At 60.9% G+C, this 14,113-nt stretch carries 18 protein-coding genes; 13 read left to right on the forward strand and 5 right to left on the reverse strand.

Features of this window, described 5'->3' with window-relative positions:
* Positions 1 to 149: 149 nt before the first annotated feature.
* From BM017_RS10555 to ada, 4 genes are all read left to right on the forward strand, one after another.
* The gene (locus BM017_RS10555; protein WP_003191319.1) at positions 150 to 452 is read left to right on the forward strand and encodes a DUF1883 domain-containing protein; all 303 of its coding nucleotides are present in this window, start codon (positions 150 to 152) and stop codon (positions 450 to 452) included.
* 35 nt (positions 453 to 487) lie between these two features.
* On the forward strand, positions 488 to 655 hold the full coding sequence (locus tag BM017_RS29090) for a hypothetical protein (RefSeq protein WP_012724160.1): 168 nt from the start codon (positions 488 to 490) through the stop codon (positions 653 to 655).
* A 4-nt stretch (positions 656 to 659) separates the two neighbouring features.
* Positions 660 to 1,325: a DNA oxidative demethylase AlkB gene (alkB, locus tag BM017_RS10565; protein WP_092243715.1), complete on the forward strand. Its 666-nt coding sequence runs from the start codon at positions 660 to 662 to the stop codon at positions 1,323 to 1,325.
* Between the two features lie 75 nt (positions 1,326 to 1,400).
* Entirely contained in the window at positions 1,401 to 2,453 is a 1,053-nt protein-coding gene (ada, locus tag BM017_RS10570) for a bifunctional DNA-binding transcriptional regulator/O6-methylguanine-DNA methyltransferase Ada (protein ID WP_092243718.1), read from the forward strand.
* A gap of 56 nt (positions 2,454 to 2,509) precedes the next feature.
* Here the strand turns inward: ada and BM017_RS10575 are convergent, their stop codons facing one another.
* A complete protein-coding gene (locus BM017_RS10575) occupies positions 2,510 to 3,103 on the reverse strand; it encodes a CGNR zinc finger domain-containing protein (RefSeq protein ID WP_092243721.1) in 594 nt (197 codons plus the stop codon).
* A gap of 174 nt (positions 3,104 to 3,277) precedes the next feature.
* Here BM017_RS10575 and BM017_RS10580 point away from each other — a divergent pair, with 174 nt between their 5' ends.
* The 8 genes from BM017_RS10580 to BM017_RS10615 all read left to right on the forward strand — a co-directional run bounded on the left by BM017_RS10580 (position 3,278) and on the right by BM017_RS10615 (position 11,605).
* Positions 3,278 to 4,156, forward strand: coding sequence for an alpha/beta fold hydrolase (locus BM017_RS10580; protein ID WP_092243725.1), 879 nt, complete (start codon positions 3,278 to 3,280; stop codon positions 4,154 to 4,156).
* A gap of 109 nt (positions 4,157 to 4,265) precedes the next feature.
* Complete coding sequence (locus BM017_RS10585) at positions 4,266 to 5,324, forward strand: NAD(P)H-dependent flavin oxidoreductase (RefSeq protein ID WP_092243728.1); 1,059 nt, start codon at positions 4,266 to 4,268, stop codon at positions 5,322 to 5,324.
* A 119-nt stretch (positions 5,325 to 5,443) separates the two neighbouring features.
* The gene (gene modA / locus BM017_RS10590; RefSeq protein ID WP_092243731.1) at positions 5,444 to 6,202 is read left to right on the forward strand and encodes a molybdate ABC transporter substrate-binding protein; all 759 of its coding nucleotides are present in this window, start codon (positions 5,444 to 5,446) and stop codon (positions 6,200 to 6,202) included.
* On the forward strand, positions 6,203 to 6,883 hold the full coding sequence (gene modB, locus BM017_RS10595; RefSeq protein WP_092243734.1) for a molybdate ABC transporter permease subunit: 681 nt from the start codon (positions 6,203 to 6,205) through the stop codon (positions 6,881 to 6,883).
* Positions 6,884 to 6,888: 5 nt separating this feature from the next.
* Positions 6,889 to 7,968 (forward strand): molybdenum ABC transporter ATP-binding protein, encoded by a 1,080-nt coding sequence (gene modC, locus BM017_RS10600; RefSeq protein WP_092244416.1) that lies wholly within the window; start codon positions 6,889 to 6,891, stop codon positions 7,966 to 7,968.
* Between the two features lie 78 nt (positions 7,969 to 8,046).
* On the forward strand, positions 8,047 to 9,084 hold the full coding sequence (locus BM017_RS10605) for a DNA topoisomerase IB (RefSeq protein ID WP_092243737.1): 1,038 nt from the start codon (positions 8,047 to 8,049) through the stop codon (positions 9,082 to 9,084).
* A gap of 124 nt (positions 9,085 to 9,208) precedes the next feature.
* A complete protein-coding gene (locus tag BM017_RS10610) occupies positions 9,209 to 10,831 on the forward strand; it encodes an ABC-F family ATP-binding cassette domain-containing protein (RefSeq protein WP_092243740.1) in 1,623 nt (540 codons plus the stop codon).
* 69 nt (positions 10,832 to 10,900) lie between these two features.
* Positions 10,901 to 11,605 (forward strand): YoaK family protein, encoded by a 705-nt coding sequence (locus tag BM017_RS10615; RefSeq protein ID WP_092243742.1) that lies wholly within the window; start codon positions 10,901 to 10,903, stop codon positions 11,603 to 11,605.
* A 144-nt stretch (positions 11,606 to 11,749) separates the two neighbouring features.
* Here the strand turns inward: BM017_RS10615 and BM017_RS10620 are convergent, their stop codons facing one another.
* The 4 genes from BM017_RS10620 to BM017_RS10635 all read right to left on the reverse strand — a co-directional run bounded on the left by BM017_RS10620 (position 11,750) and on the right by BM017_RS10635 (position 13,570).
* Complete coding sequence (locus tag BM017_RS10620) at positions 11,750 to 12,103, reverse strand: hypothetical protein (protein ID WP_058427861.1); 354 nt, start codon at positions 12,101 to 12,103, stop codon at positions 11,750 to 11,752.
* A gap of 176 nt (positions 12,104 to 12,279) precedes the next feature.
* The gene (locus tag BM017_RS10625; RefSeq protein WP_071488226.1) at positions 12,280 to 12,591 is read right to left on the reverse strand and encodes an AzlD domain-containing protein; all 312 of its coding nucleotides are present in this window, start codon (positions 12,589 to 12,591) and stop codon (positions 12,280 to 12,282) included.
* Positions 12,588 to 13,283: an AzlC family ABC transporter permease gene (locus BM017_RS10630; protein ID WP_071488225.1), complete on the reverse strand. Its 696-nt coding sequence runs from the start codon at positions 13,281 to 13,283 to the stop codon at positions 12,588 to 12,590. The genes BM017_RS10625 and BM017_RS10630 overlap by 4 nt, the downstream gene beginning before the upstream one ends.
* A 71-nt stretch (positions 13,284 to 13,354) precedes the next feature.
* Entirely contained in the window at positions 13,355 to 13,570 is a 216-nt protein-coding gene (locus BM017_RS10635) for a hypothetical protein (RefSeq protein ID WP_025856028.1), read from the reverse strand.
* Between the two features lie 177 nt (positions 13,571 to 13,747).
* Here BM017_RS10635 and BM017_RS10640 point away from each other — a divergent pair, with 177 nt between their 5' ends.
* On the forward strand, positions 13,748 to 14,104 hold the full coding sequence (locus BM017_RS10640) for a metalloregulator ArsR/SmtB family transcription factor (protein WP_071488224.1): 357 nt from the start codon (positions 13,748 to 13,750) through the stop codon (positions 14,102 to 14,104).
* The last annotated feature ends 9 nt before the right edge of the window (positions 14,105 to 14,113 follow it).

Raw genomic sequence — 14,113 nt, forward strand, 5'->3', positions numbered from 1 at the left:
TTTATCCCTGAAAACTCGGTAAATAACTGTTTTAAATTGTCGACGTCGTTGAACACGGGCCGATAATAAACGCGCTGGGGCTGATAAACTCCATCTTAACCTACGTATCGTTCTGATTTTTCAGAAAAAGCCCTTCTGGAGACACCCTCATGAAATTCATCCACCAGCGCGAGCACCTCAACGAGGGAGACATTGTTGTCATCGAATGCTCGCAGACTTGTAATATCCGGCTAATGAGCGATGCGAACTTTCGCAGCTTCAAGAATGGCGGCCGACACACCTACCACGGCGGCGCATTCGACAAGTTCCCCGCCAAGATCACCGCACCGAGCACCGGGTTCTGGAATATCACCCTGGACGTGGTCACACGCCGCGCCATCAGCGTGACCCGCAAACCCGCGCTGTCTCACAAGATCCGCATTGTGCGTCGCACCAGCTCCAAGCTGAGCTGAGCTGAGCTGACCCGCCCCTCCCACAGGAAACGATCGTGACCGCTACTACCAAATACGTGATCAAGTACAAGCTCAACGGCGAACGCCGCTTTGAGTTCGCTCAACTGCAGACCAACAGCGTCGAAGAAGCCAAGCAAGCCTTGGCGAAAATTCACGATGCCAGTGATGAAATCACCGACATCAATGTGAGCAAGGCGCTGTAGGCGAATGCCCGGCCCCACCGAAGATCTGTTCGCCGAAGACGCCTTGCAGCAACCCGCAGGGCGCGAGCAAATTGGCGAACAGTCCTGCGTATTAAAAGGCTACGCCCTGCCCTGGATTGAGCGCCTTCTACCGGAACTACGGCAGGTGCTGGCTCAATCACCGTTTCGGCAAATGGTCACACCGGGTGGTTTTACCATGTCGGCGGCATTGAGCAGTTGCGGCGATCTGGGCTGGACTACCGACACCTCTGGTTACCGTTACTCATCCGTGGACCCACGTAGCCAGCAACCCTGGCCGCCCATGCCGGACGCCCTGCGTGAATTGGCGGTGCTGGCGGCCGCTGACGCCGGGTTCCATGACTTTGCCCCGGACGCCTGCCTGATCAACCGCTATGTACCCGGCGCAAAAATGTCGCTGCATCAAGACAAGAATGAGCGTCGTTACAGCGAACCCGTGGTGTCTGTCTCGCTCGGACTGCCGGCGATTTTCCTGTTTGGTGGGCATGCGCGCAGCGACAAGCCCCGCAAAGTCTCGCTATTCCATGGCGACGTGGTGGTCTGGGGCGGCGTGGACCGCCTGCGCTTTCATGGCGTGATGCCGATCAAGGAAGGCGTGCACCCGGTGATGGGTGCGCAACGCATCAACCTGACCTTTCGCACCGCCGGCTGATTTGACCGCAAGCTTCAGAGTGCCAGGCGTTCGCGACCCGGCTAATCTGGCCGGGATCCGTCAAGAGTGCCGAACATGACTACCGAACAAGACCCGCGCTGGGCCGCCGTACTTGCCCGTGACCCCAAGGCCGATGCGCTGTTCGTCTATGGCGTGAAGACCACCGGCGTGTACTGCCGCGCCAGTAGCGCTTCACGCTTGCCGCGCCCGGAAAACATCGAGTTCTTCGACACCCCGGCGCAGGCCGAAGCCGCCGGCTATCGCGCCAGCAGACGCGCGGTCGGCGACCAGACCCAGCTCGCGGCGCAGCATGCACAACTGGTGGCCGATGCCTGTCGTCATATCGAACAGGCCGACACTCCACCCAGCCTGAATACGCTGGCACTGCACGCCAATCTCAGCCCCTTTCATTTTCACCGTGTGTTCAAAGCCGTTACTGGCCTGACACCCAAGGGCTATGCCAGCGCCCATCGTTCGCGCAAGGTGCGCGACGGTCTCAAGAGCGCGCACTCAGTGACGGATGCACTGTATGACGCGGGCTTCAACTCCAACAGCCGCTTTTATGAATCCGCCGACCAACTACTTGGCATGAAGCCCGGCGACTACAAGGCCGGGGGCACCAACACTGCGATACTGTTCGCCGTCGGGCAGTGCTCACTGGGAGCGATCCTGGTGGCGCAGAGCGCTCGCGGTGTCTGTGCGATTCTGCTGGGGGATGACCCGGACCAACTGGTGCGCGATCTACAGGATCAATTTCCCAACGCGGAACTGGTGGGCGCCGACCCGGGTTTCGAGCAACTGATTGCGCAGGTCGTGGGGTTTATCGAAGCGCCCGCGCTCGGCCTGGACTTGCCACTGGACCTGCGCGGCACCGCATTCCAGGAACGGGTGTGGCAAGCCTTGCGTGAGATTCCACCGGGCAGCACCGCCAGCTACGCGCAGATCGCCGAGCGCATCGGCGCACCAAAGTCGTTCCGTGCGGTGGCCCAGGCGTGTGGCGCCAACAGCCTGGCGGTGGCCATTCCTTGCCACCGCGTAGTGCGTAGCAATGGTGAGCTATCGGGCTACCGCTGGGGGGTGGAGCGCAAGCAGCAATTGCTCGCCAGAGAACAGTCGTCTAAGACCTAGCGGATCCCTGACTGTCGCGACGTGCTGCTCCTGGATGGTGTGCAAGGCCATCTCCTTCAAAGCTTCAGTTTGCGTTTACGAAATTCAGCGACTTTATGCCGATTGCCACACAACGCCATGCTGCACCAGCGGCGCTTGTGGGCCTTGGTGCGGTCATAAAACCACAAGATGCATTCCGGATGCTCGCAGCGCCGGATCAAATTGAAATCTCCTTCCACCAGCAACGTGGCGGCCGCTTCGGCAATCGGGGCCAGGAACTGTTGCGCCGTCTGCTGCTTGCGCTGGCGCTCAAGCTTTGGCGCCTCGGACGCCGGCCACACCAACTGCGAGTGGCTCACCGCCTTGCGTAAAAAGCCGTTGAGCGCAGCCGGATTGCCAGGTTGTCGCGCTTTGCGCGCAGCCACCAACTCACGAATCACTTCGCGCAACTCCCGCGCGGCGCTGAGCAAGGCCCCTGGTTCAAACTGCGCAATACCGTGTTGTTCAACCCATTGCAGGCGCACCAACCAGGCGGCCACGTCGGCATCGGCCTGCCAGAAATCCCACGGCACGCCGTCGATGTTCGCCAGGGTATTGAGCATGTCCAACACCGGATCATCGGCCAGGACGTAGGGTTCCGAGGGGGCGGCAGTGGATGGGGAAAGGGTCATGGGGCAATCCTCTTGTGAACGCCCATATCGTAACCGCTATTACGACATCAGGATAGTTACAAAAACAATAATTCTAACCCTCATAAATGATTTGACAGGTTACATTAATCAGCGCAGCTTTTTAAAAAGGTAACCCGTAAATCAACTCAATCTAGTTACAAAGGACATTCCATCATGACCACTCCAACCCCTGTCGTTCACTACCGTCACGTCGATGCCGACGGCGTGCGCATGTTCTACCGCGAGGCCGGTGCTGCATCCGCACCGGTCATGTTGCTGCTGCACGGTTTTCCCAGTTCATCGCACATGTACCGCGACCTGATCCCCTTGCTTGCCAAGCGCTTCCGGGTCATTGCGCCGGACCTGCCGGGCTTCGGCTTCACCGAGGTGCCGGCTGAGCGCGATTACCACTACAGCTTCGACAACCTGGCAATCACGGTCGGGCATTTTGTCGATTCGCTGGCGTTGAGCCGTTACGCCCTGTATGTCTTCGACTATGGCGCGCCGGTGGGCCTGCGGCTGGCGGTGGCGCATCCGGAACGGGTCAGCGCACTGGTGTCGCAGAACGGTAACGCCTATCTGGAGGGCCTGGGGGATGCCTGGGCACCGGTTCGCAGCTATTGGAACGAGCCGTCCCAGGCCAACCGCGAGGTGATTCGCAACGCAGTGATCAGCCTGGAAGGCACGCGCTACCAATACCTGCATGGCGTAAAGCAGCCCGAGCGGGTAGCCCCGGAATCATACATGCTCGATGTACTGCTCATGCAGCGCCCCGGCAATGACGAGATCCAACTGGACCTGTTCCTCGACTACCGCAACAACCTGACGCTGTACCCGGCGTTCCAGGCGTTCTTCAAGGCCACACACGTGCCCACCCTGGTGATCTGGGGCCAGAACGACCCGTTCTTTATCCCGCCAGGCGCCCACGCCTATAAAACCGACAACCCGAACGCCGTGGTGGAACTGCTCGACACCGGTCACTTCGCCCTGGAAACCCATGCCGCCCATATCGCCGAGCGGATTCACGCCGTACTCGGCAACGCCATTGATTGATGACGCACCACGAAACGCCGCGATCGTCCAGTGAATAAAACAGAGTGGCCGGGGGCCATGGGCCCTGTTAAAACAGCGAAAAGCCTCACTAACGCTGGAGACGCACCCCATGAACACCTGGCCAGACACCCGCCTTCTAGACCTGCTGGGCATTCAGTTGCCCATCATCCAGGCCCCCATGGCGGTGGGCACGACCACCGCCATGGTTATCGCCGCCAATCAGGCCGGTGCGTTGGGTTCGCTGCCGGCTGCAGCACTGAGCATCGAGCAGCTGCGCGAAGCGCTGACCGCCATCCGCCAGGCCAGCCCACGTCCGATCAACGTCAATTTCTTCTGCCACCAACCGCCCACGCCAGACCCCGAGCGTGATCGCCGCTGGAAGGCACTGCTGGAACCCTACTACCGCGAACTGGGCGCCGACTTTGATGCGCCCACCCCGGTCTCCAACCGTGAACCGTTCAATGACGCCGCGTGCCAGGTCGTCGAAGAATTCCGCCCCGAGGTGGTCAGCTTTCACTTCGGTTTGCCGGAAAAGTCCCTGCTGGACCGGGTGAAAGCCACTGGTGCCAAAGTGCTGTCTTCGGCCACCACCGTGGAAGAAGCGATCTGGCTGGAACAGCATGGCTGCGATGCAATCATCGCCATGGGCAGTGAGGCCGGCGGGCACCGTGGATTGTTCCTCAGCGACGACCTCAATACCCAGATCGGCCTGTTCGCCCTGTTGCCGCAAGTCGTCGACGCCGTCAGCGTGCCAGTGATTGCCGCCGGCGGCATCGGTGATGCGCGCGGGATTGTCGCAGCGTTCGCCCTCGGCGCCTCGGCGGTGCAGATTGGCACGGCGTACCTGTTTACTCCCGAAGCCAACGTCACGGCTTCACATCACTATGCTTTGCGCCATGCCCAGGCCAGCGAAACCGCGCTGACCAACCTGTTCACCGGTCGCCCGGCACGGGGCATCGTCAACCGGGTAATGCGCGAGTTGGGCGCGATCAACCCGGCCGCACCGGCGTTTCCCACTTCCGGTGGCGCGTTGATACCGCTCAAGGCCAAGGATGAAGCGGGCTTCAGCAACCTGTGGTCCGGCCAGGCACTGCGCCTGGGCAAAGACACCACGACTTATGAACTGACCCGTGAATTGGCGGAGCAGGCGCTGGCCAAGCTCAACTAGCACTCGGCTGTGTGGCAACTTTGCACTGTACCGGCAAAGGCCAACCGCTATATATTCCCATACATAACGGTTAAGCCTTCTACCTATAACAAGCCGTACACCCTCAAAGGAGCTGTTTCATGAAGAGTCATGCCTCACGCCTGGCCATCCTGGCCGCCGCACTGGCATTCGGTTCGGCCCACGCCGATGAAGTCCAGGTGGCCGTCGCCGCCAACTTCACTGCACCGATCCAGGCGATCGCCACCGACTTCGAGAAAGATACCGGGCACAAACTGGTCGCGGCCTACGGTGCCACCGGCCAGTTCTACACCCAGATCAAGAATGGCGCGCCGTTCGAAGTATTCCTGAGCGCCGACGACACCACCCCGCAAAAGCTTGAAAGCGAAGGCGATACCGTCAAGGGTTCGCGCTTCACCTACGCCGTCGGCACCCTGGCGCTATGGTCGGCGAAGGACGGTTACGTCGACGCCAAAGGCGACGTATTGAAGAAAAACGAGTTCAAGCACCTGTCGATTGCCAACCCGAAAGCCGCGCCCTATGGCCTGGCTGCCACTCAGGTGTTGGCCAAGGAAGGTCTGACCGACAAGGTCAAGGACAAGATTGTCGAAGGCCAGAACATCACCCAGGCTTATCAGTTCGTGTCCACCGGCAACGCCGAGCTGGGCTTTGTGGCGTTGTCGCAGATTTATAAAGACGGCAACGTCACCAGCGGTTCGGCGTGGATCGTCCCGGCGTCCATGCACGACCCGATCAAACAGGACGCAGTGATCCTCAACAAGGGCAAAGACAGCGCCGCTGCCAAGGCACTGGTCGAATACCTCAAGGGGCCTAAAGCCGCTGCCGTCATCAAGTCCTTTGGTTACGAGCTGGCCAAGTAAATGCCGTTATCGAGTGCCGATTTCTCCGCTATCTGGTTGACCCTCAAACTGGCCTCACTGACCACCGTGATCCTGCTGGTCGTCGGCACTCCGATTGCCTTGTGGCTGTCGCGCACCCGTTCCTGGTGGCGCGGCCCCATTGGTGCGATCGTCGCCTTGCCCTTGGTGTTGCCGCCGACGGTGATCGGTTTCTACCTGTTGTTGACCATGGGGCCCAATGGCTATTTCGGCCAGTTCACTCAGTGGTTGGGCCTGGGCACCCTCACCTTCAGCTTCGCCGGGCTGGTGATCGGCTCAGTGATCTATTCCATGCCGTTTGTGGTGCAGCCGTTGCAAAACGCCTTCTCCGCCATCGGCACACGCCCACTGGAAGTGGCCGCAACTTTGCGTGCCAACCCGTGGGACACTTTTTTCACGGTGATTCTGCCCCTGGCCCGCCCCGGCTTTATCACCGCCTCGATCCTGGGCTTTGCGCACACCGTCGGCGAATTCGGCGTGGTGCTGATGATCGGCGGCAATATCCCGGACAAGACCCGCGTGGTCTCCGTGCAGATCTACGACCATGTGGAAGCCATGGAATACGCCCAGGCCCATTGGCTGGCCGGCTCCATGGTGGTGTTCGCGTTCCTTGTGTTGCTGGCGCTCTACTCCAGCCGTAAAACCAGGATGGGCTGGAGCTGATGTCGATGATCAATGTACGCCTGAACCTCAAGTACACAAGCTTTGCCCTCGATGTGGACCTGCACCTGCCCGGCCGAGGCGTGACCGCGCTGTTCGGGCATTCCGGTTCCGGCAAGACCACCTGCCTGCGCTGCATCGCCGGGCTGGAACGCGCCGAAGACGGCTTCATCCAGATCAATGATGACGTCTGGCAAGACAGCCGTAACGGGCTGTTCGTGCCGCCGCATAAACGTGCACTGGGCTACGTGTTTCAGGAGGCCAGCCTGTTTCCGCACCTGTCGGTGCGCGCCAACCTGGAGTTCGGCCTCAAGCGGATTGCCCGTCAACAGCGTCGTGTGGACATGGCCCAGGCTACTGAGTTGCTGGGCATCGGTCATCTGCTCGAGCGCCTTCCCCAACACCTCTCCGGCGGCGAGCGCCAGCGCATCGGTATCGCCCGCGCCTTGCTCACCAGCCCGAGCCTGCTGCTGATGGACGAGCCGCTGGCTGCCCTCGACAGTCAGCGCAAGGGGGAAATCCTGCCGTACCTCGAACGCCTGCACGATGAACTGGATATCCCGGTGCTGTACGTCAGCCATGCCCAGGATGAAGTGGCACGCCTGGCCGATCACATCGTGCTGCTCAGCGACGGCAAGGCCCTGGCCAGCGGCCCCATCGGTGAAACCCTGGCACGTCTCGACCTGCCCCTGGCGCGGGGTGACGATGCCGGTGTGGTCATCAATGGTACGGTCAGTGCCTACGACGACCACTACCAATTGCTCACGCTGCAACTGCCCGCCAGCGCCCTGCACATGCGCGTGGCCCATGCACCGCTGGCGCTGGGCAAGGCGCTGCGCATCAAGGTGCAGGCGCGCGACGTGAGCCTCAGTCTGCAAGCCGAGGAGCACAGCAGTATCCTCAATCGCCTGCCGGTCACCGTCACCCAGGAAATTGCCGCGGACAACAGCGCTCACGTGCTGGTACGCCTGGACGCGGGAGGCTCGCCGCTGTTGGCGCGCATCACGCGATTCTCCCGCGACCAGTTGCAACTGCACCCCGGCCAGACGTTGTGGGCGCAGATCAAGGCGGTCGCCGTGCTGGCTTGAGCAATCTTTTGGCACGACCGCATACGGCTGCGGTCAATCAGACATACCGGCCTGATGTGTTGCCAAGGAACCCGCCCCATGTCTGACTCTGCGCTGCCCCGCGACCTGCATTACGTTGACGACACCCAGCCCGGCATCCGTCGCAAGACGCTGCGGGGCAAGTTCCAGTATTTCGATTCCAAGGGAGAGCGTATCCGCGATGCGGATGAGATCAAGCGCCTCAACGCCCTCGCCGTACCGCCGGCCTACACCGATGTGTGGATCTGCGCCGACCCGCAAGGCCATCTGCAAGCGACCGGCCGCGACGCGCGCGGGCGCAAGCAGTATCGCTATCACGCGCGCTGGCGTGAGGTGCGCGACAGCGACAAATACTCGCGCCTGCAGGAATTTGGCAACGCCTTGCCGAAGCTGCGCAAACAGTTGGAAGCGCAAATCGCCGAACCCGGCTTTACCCGCGAAAAAGTCCTGGCCACGGTCGTCATGCTGCTGGACGCGACGCTGATCCGGGTCGGCAATACTCAGTATGCGCGGGACAACAAGTCCTACGGGCTGACCACCCTGCGCACCCGTCATGTGGATATCAAAGGCAGCGAGATCCAGTTCCAGTTTCGTGGAAAGAGCGGCGTAGAGCACCAGATCAGCGTCAAGGACCGGCGCCTGGCCACGGTGGTCAAACGCTGCATGGAGCTGCCGGGGCAGAACCTGTTCCAGTACCTGGACGAAGACGGTGTACGGCACACCGTCAGTTCCCAGGACGTCAATGACTACCTGCACCGTCTCACCGGCGCCGACTTCACCGCCAAGGACTACCGCACCTGGGCCGGCACCGCCATGGCGCTGGCGGTGTTGCGCGAGCTGGAATGGCAGCCTGAGTCGGATGCCAAGCGGCATGTGGTGGCGATGGTCAAGGATGTCGCCAGGCAGTTGGGCAACACGCCGGCGGTGTGCCGCAAATGCTATATCCACCCGGCCGTGCTGGAGCATTTCAGCCTCGGCGAACTCTCCAAATTGCCCAAACCAAGACTGCGCAAAGGGCTCAAGGCCGAAGAAGTGGCCTTGGCGATGTTCCTGGAGCAACTGGCGCAAGACTTGCCGAAAAAAGCCAAGGCGGGTTAGGCTTTGCCTCCCTTCTGATGCGCAGGACGACCGCCGACGTGAACCACTAAGCCTTCCAAAATGTACCCGCAACGAGCCGCCTGGTGCGCTTGTTGGCCTGTCCGACATTTTTTTGGAGGTGCTGATGACTGACGTCAACCGGCTGCCTGTGCTTGTTTCCCTGCAACATTTATCCTTCCGGTTCGCCAATGGCGAGACGCTGCTGGATGACCTCAACCTGTCCATCGATTACACCCCCACCGGTATCGTGGGGCGCAATGGTCGAGGAAAAAGTGTACTCGCCAAATTGATCGCGGGGCTGTTGTCGCCCTCCTCCGGCTCGTTGAATTGCCCACGCAGCGTGATCTATGTAGCGCAGAACGTCGTGGTAGCGCCAGGCGATACCGTCGCCGATCTTACCGGCACCGCAGCGATATTGACCGCCCTTGAGCGCATGGCCCGAGGCGCCCCACAGATCGATGACCTCGAGTTGATCGATGATCGTTGGGACTTGGCCGAGCGTTTGCGCAGTAGCTTGAATGCCGCAGGGTTGTCGCGGCTTTCTGTTGATACCCCAGCCCGTCAACTCAGCGGCGGCCAGTTAGCCAGGGTTGCGATCATCGGCGCGCTGCTGGCCGCGCCACAGTTGCTGGTGCTCGATGAACCCACCAACCACCTCGATAGCGATGGCCGCGCCTGGCTGCTGCGTGTCCTCGACGAATGGCGTGGCGGCCTGGTGGTGGTCAGCCATGACCGGCAATTACTCAACGCCATGGGGCGCATCATTGAACTGTCGCCGCTCGGCGTAAACCTATATGGCGGGAACTACGACGCCTATCGACAACAGCGCGACGCTGAACAGCACGCCGCCGTCGCCGCACTGGAACACGCCCGCCTGGAACGCAGCCGCGAAAAGCGGCGCCTGCAAAAAGGCCACGACAACCTGCAACGCCATGCCGCCCGCTCACGCAAGCATGCGGAAACGGCCAACGTCGATCGCTTCACCAAAGCGCGCTGGAAAGGCGCTGCCTCGCAGATCGTCAGCACCCTGCGCAGCGCCCATGAGCAACACAAACAGGAGCTGGATGCCCAGGTGCGCCAAGCCTATGCACGGGTCGAGGATGAAACACCGACGCTGTTGGCATTGCCTGCATCAGCGGTACCCAACGGCCGACAGGTGCTGTCGTTGATCAACGCGCAATTACCCTGGCTGCCGTCGACCTGCCTCAACGTGCACCTCACCGGCCCGGTGCGTGTGGCGGTGCATGGACCCAACGGTTGCGGCAAGTCCACGCTGCTCAAAGTGCTGGCGGGAGAATGGCGTGCAGAAAGCGGCGAATGCCACGTGCACGTGCCCAGCGCCTATATCGATCAGCACCTCGCGCTGCTCGACGACCACCGTTCCATCGTCGAACAACTGAGCCTGCTGGACACCCCGCTGGCGGAAGGCGAGTTGCGCACGCGCCTGGCCCTGCTGCAACTGGATGCCCTGCGTGTGACCCAACCCGCCGGGCAACTCAGCGGCGGCGAACGCCTGAAGGCTGCGATGGCGGTTGCCTTGTGGCGCGCAATGCCGGCGCAATTGCTGTTGCTGGACGAGCCGACCAACCATTTGGACCTGGAATCGGTGATGGCGTTTGAGCAAGCCATGCAAGGTTTTGCCGGGGCAATGCTGGTGGTGTCCCATGACGCGGCGTTTGTGCAGGCGATCAGGCCGACGCACTTTCTGGATTGGCATCCTGCGGGTTGGACCCTGACGCCTGCCTGAGGTCATTGCATGCGCGCTTAAAGCGTCCTACGGTAGTGGCCGGATAATCTCACCGAGGAACCCGACCCTATGTTGCCTTCGCCACGAAAGCCCTACGTCAATGCCGCACTGGCCCATCGACAGCGTTGGCGTGGCCGCGTCGGACTGATGCTGGTGGCCAGCCTGTCGGTGCTGGCGGGCATGACCGATGCCATCGGCTTCATGGCGAGCGGTGACTTTGTTTCGTTCATGAGCGGGAACACTACGCGCCTGGCGGTGGCGATAAGCGCGGGTGACCTGGGCCTGACCGGGCGGCTGCTGTTGCTGGTGGCAACTTTTGTGGTGGGTAACGCGCTGGGCGTGGTGGTCGGCCGACTCAGCCGTCGCCATGCCCTGCCCTTGCTGCTGTGTATTGCCGCCTTGCTGTGCGGCGGTGCACTCCTGCCCTTCGCCGATACCTTGCCCGCGCTACTGGCGGCGATCATCGCGATGGGCATGCTCAATGCTGCGGTGGAAGAGGTCAACGGGCTGCCGGTGGGACTGACTTACGTCACCGGCGCACTGTCACGCTTTGGCCGTGGGCTGGGGCGCTGGCTGCTCGGCGAGCGCCGCAATGGCTGGCGCGTACAGTTGATCCCTTGGGCCGGGATGTTTGTGGGGGCGGTGATCGGTGCGCTGCTGGAGCAGCAGTTGGGGCTCAAGGCGCTGATCATCAGCGGTGTATTGGCGGGGCTGCTGGGGCTGGTATCGCTGAAGATCCCTCGGCGCTGGCACCTGGGCTTCATGCCCCGCTGAAGGTTAAAAGGAGCTCGCCCGACGTTTAGGCCTCGACGTCCGTGTACTGGTAAAGAGCCATCATGTCGGGCGAGCCGGTGAATCATAAGCGAATGCCTCGCGGCTGTCGTGCCAGGCATTTCCTAAATCGACTAAGGCAAGGGATTACAGGCAGGTCGCCAATGCGGCCAAACGACGCTTGGCCGGCATGTTGTCTTCGATGGCGTAGTACTTGATGGTGGAACCGCTGCCCGCGCTCTGCACATCGACAAAGTAATCGCCAGCGGTGGTGTACACCGTGAAGCCACCCGCGCCGATTGGCTCCTTGAAGCCGCCGGCGTCAACGCCGAACACACTTTCGTCCTGCCAGCCGAACTGCACGCATTCGGCAACGACCAGGGTGGCCTTGTCCGAAGCCAGGGTCTTGTAAGGCGTGCCTGCGCGCGCCTCTTTCATCTTCGAACCCGCGCAACCGGCCAGGGCCGCCAGTACCAGTGCGCCAATTACCACCTTGTGCATGCCATTGCTCCGTTGGAAAAAAACGCGACTGTACCATTGCCACAGGCCGGACTGACGGCCGCATGAACTTTGTTTCACTGTAAAGGGGCAAGGTGCGACCTATAGTGGTCACGCTCATTTTTAGAAGTCTTCCTTCCGCCCGCTCTCCCGCGGGCTTTTTTTCGCCCCGGTTGTACTCAGAGCAGCCAGCGGAACAGATAGAACAACGCCATGCTCAGCAGCACCGTCATCAACACATTGCGCGTCCAGAACATCAATGCCACGGCGCTGATACCCGCCAGCAGGTAAGGGTTGGCCGGGCTCAGGTTGAGCTGGTGGTCAGCCAGGAAAATGATCGGCCCGCAAATCGCCGTGAGCATCCCCGGCACCGCGAATCCCAGAAACTCCCGCGCGCCACGGTTGAGGCGCACCGGCAGGCGTGGCTCGATAAACAGGTAACGGTTGAGAAACACCACCAGGCCCATGGCCACAATCATGATGTAGATCATTGCTGCCCTACTCCCAGTCGCTTGCAGGCATACCCTGCGCTCATGCCCAGCAGGCCGGACACCACCACCGCCGATTCCCAATGCAGGAAGCTCAGCCATACCGAGAACAGCAATGACACCGCCACACAGACCACCGTGGGAACGTCACGCACCACCGGCGTAATCAAGGCGATGAAGGTGGCGGCGATGGAAAATTCCAGGCCCAGTTGGTCGAGGCCGGGAATGCTTTTACCAAGCACGATGCCGGCCAGGGTGAACAGGTTCCAGGCGATATAGAACGTCAGGCCGACACCCAAGGCATACCAGCGATTGAAGGTCTCGCGGTCATAGTGACTGACCAGCGCAAAGAATTCGTCGGTCAGCAGAAAGCCCAGACTCATGCGCCAGCGGGTCTTGAGGGGAGAAAGGACCGGCCGCAAGTGCATGCCATACAGCAAATGCTGGGAGGTCAGCAGCAAGGTGGTCAGCACGATGGAAATCAGACTGGCGCCGCTCTTGACCATGCCGATGGCAACCAGTTGCGCAGCACCGGCGAATACGATGGCAGAAAGGCCCTGGGCTTCCAACGGGCTGAATTGTGCATCGATGGCCATGGAGCCGGCCAACAGTCCCCAGGGCGCGCAGGCCAGGGACAAGGGAATGACGGCAATGGCGCCGCGAGCGAAGGCGTAATGAGGTAAGGCAGTAGGCATGGAAACGGCTCATCGACAGACAGTCGACAAGCATGCCAGCGCAACAATGGAGTTGTCTTGAACGATCTTGCTCAGGCGAGCCGGACCGACACTTGTTCCACCGAATCACGCGCTTCGCGCAGTTCGTGAGCATCCTGGTTGAGTCGGTGAATAGTATTGAGCAGGCGCTGGCGCAGCACTTCATCGCCGAGCTTTTCGACGGCGCGCATCAGGTCGAACGCCGCGGTTTCGTTATTTTCCGCGACGGAATCCAGGGTCTTGCGCAGGTTGCGAGTGGCACGGGTCACGCGGGGTCTTCCTTCATCAGCGATGGGCAGGCACTTTAGGACATTCGTGTTTCATTTTAATTTCAGACACTTGTGGTGATTTTCGAGACATATGATCCAAGTCAATTGAAACAGGATTTGACCAATACATATGGGAATACGTATATTCGGATAACCATATATACGAAGGCCTTGACCATGTCGGACCTCATCTCCCCGCCCACCCTGTTCAAATGCCTGGCCGATGCCACCCGGGCACGCCTGACGTTATTGATCCTGCGCGAAGGCGAACTTTGCGTGTGCGAACTGATCCATGCCTTGGACGACAGCCAGCCAAAAATCTCCCGTCACCTGGCGCAACTGCGCAGTTGCGGCTTGCTGCTGGATCGTCGTCAGGGTCAATGGATCTATTACCGCATCAATCCGGCATTACCCGACTGGGTCACTGCCGTGCTGCACACCACTTTGCAAGCCAACCAGCCCTGGTTGCACAGCGACGCACTGCGTCTGGATGCAATGGGCGACCGACCACAACGGGCCAGCACCTGCTGCTGAGCCACCGGA

The organism is Pseudomonas sp. NFPP04, from assembly GCF_900113815.1.
Classification (GTDB): domain Bacteria; phylum Pseudomonadota; class Gammaproteobacteria; order Pseudomonadales; family Pseudomonadaceae; genus Aquipseudomonas; species Aquipseudomonas extremorientalis.

Coding starts and splice junctions, on each gene's coding strand:
- alkB (WP_092243715.1), top strand. CDS start 660: ATGCCCGGCCCCACCGAAGATCTGTTCGCCGAAGACGCCTTGCAGCAA.
- modA (WP_092243731.1), top strand. CDS start 5,444: ATGAAGAGTCATGCCTCACGCCTGGCCATCCTGGCCGCCGCACTGGCA.
- BM017_RS10610 (WP_092243740.1), top strand. CDS start 9,209: ATGACTGACGTCAACCGGCTGCCTGTGCTTGTTTCCCTGCAACATTTA.
- BM017_RS10575 (WP_092243721.1), bottom strand. CDS start 3,103: ATGACCCTTTCCCCATCCACTGCCGCCCCCTCGGAACCCTACGTCCTG.
- BM017_RS10630 (WP_071488225.1), bottom strand. CDS start 13,283: ATGCCTACTGCCTTACCTCATTACGCCTTCGCTCGCGGCGCCATTGCC.
- BM017_RS10580 (WP_092243725.1), top strand. CDS start 3,278: ATGACCACTCCAACCCCTGTCGTTCACTACCGTCACGTCGATGCCGAC.
- BM017_RS10555 (WP_003191319.1), top strand. CDS start 150: ATGAAATTCATCCACCAGCGCGAGCACCTCAACGAGGGAGACATTGTT.
- BM017_RS10605 (WP_092243737.1), top strand. CDS start 8,047: ATGTCTGACTCTGCGCTGCCCCGCGACCTGCATTACGTTGACGACACC.
- BM017_RS10585 (WP_092243728.1), top strand. CDS start 4,266: ATGAACACCTGGCCAGACACCCGCCTTCTAGACCTGCTGGGCATTCAG.
- modB (WP_092243734.1), top strand. CDS start 6,203: ATGCCGTTATCGAGTGCCGATTTCTCCGCTATCTGGTTGACCCTCAAA.
- modC (WP_092244416.1), top strand. CDS start 6,889: ATGATCAATGTACGCCTGAACCTCAAGTACACAAGCTTTGCCCTCGAT.
- BM017_RS10620 (WP_058427861.1), bottom strand. CDS start 12,103: ATGCACAAGGTGGTAATTGGCGCACTGGTACTGGCGGCCCTGGCCGGT.
- BM017_RS10615 (WP_092243742.1), top strand. CDS start 10,901: ATGTTGCCTTCGCCACGAAAGCCCTACGTCAATGCCGCACTGGCCCAT.
- BM017_RS10640 (WP_071488224.1), top strand. CDS start 13,748: ATGTCGGACCTCATCTCCCCGCCCACCCTGTTCAAATGCCTGGCCGAT.
- BM017_RS10625 (WP_071488226.1), bottom strand. CDS start 12,591: ATGATCTACATCATGATTGTGGCCATGGGCCTGGTGGTGTTTCTCAAC.
- ada (WP_092243718.1), top strand. CDS start 1,401: ATGACTACCGAACAAGACCCGCGCTGGGCCGCCGTACTTGCCCGTGAC.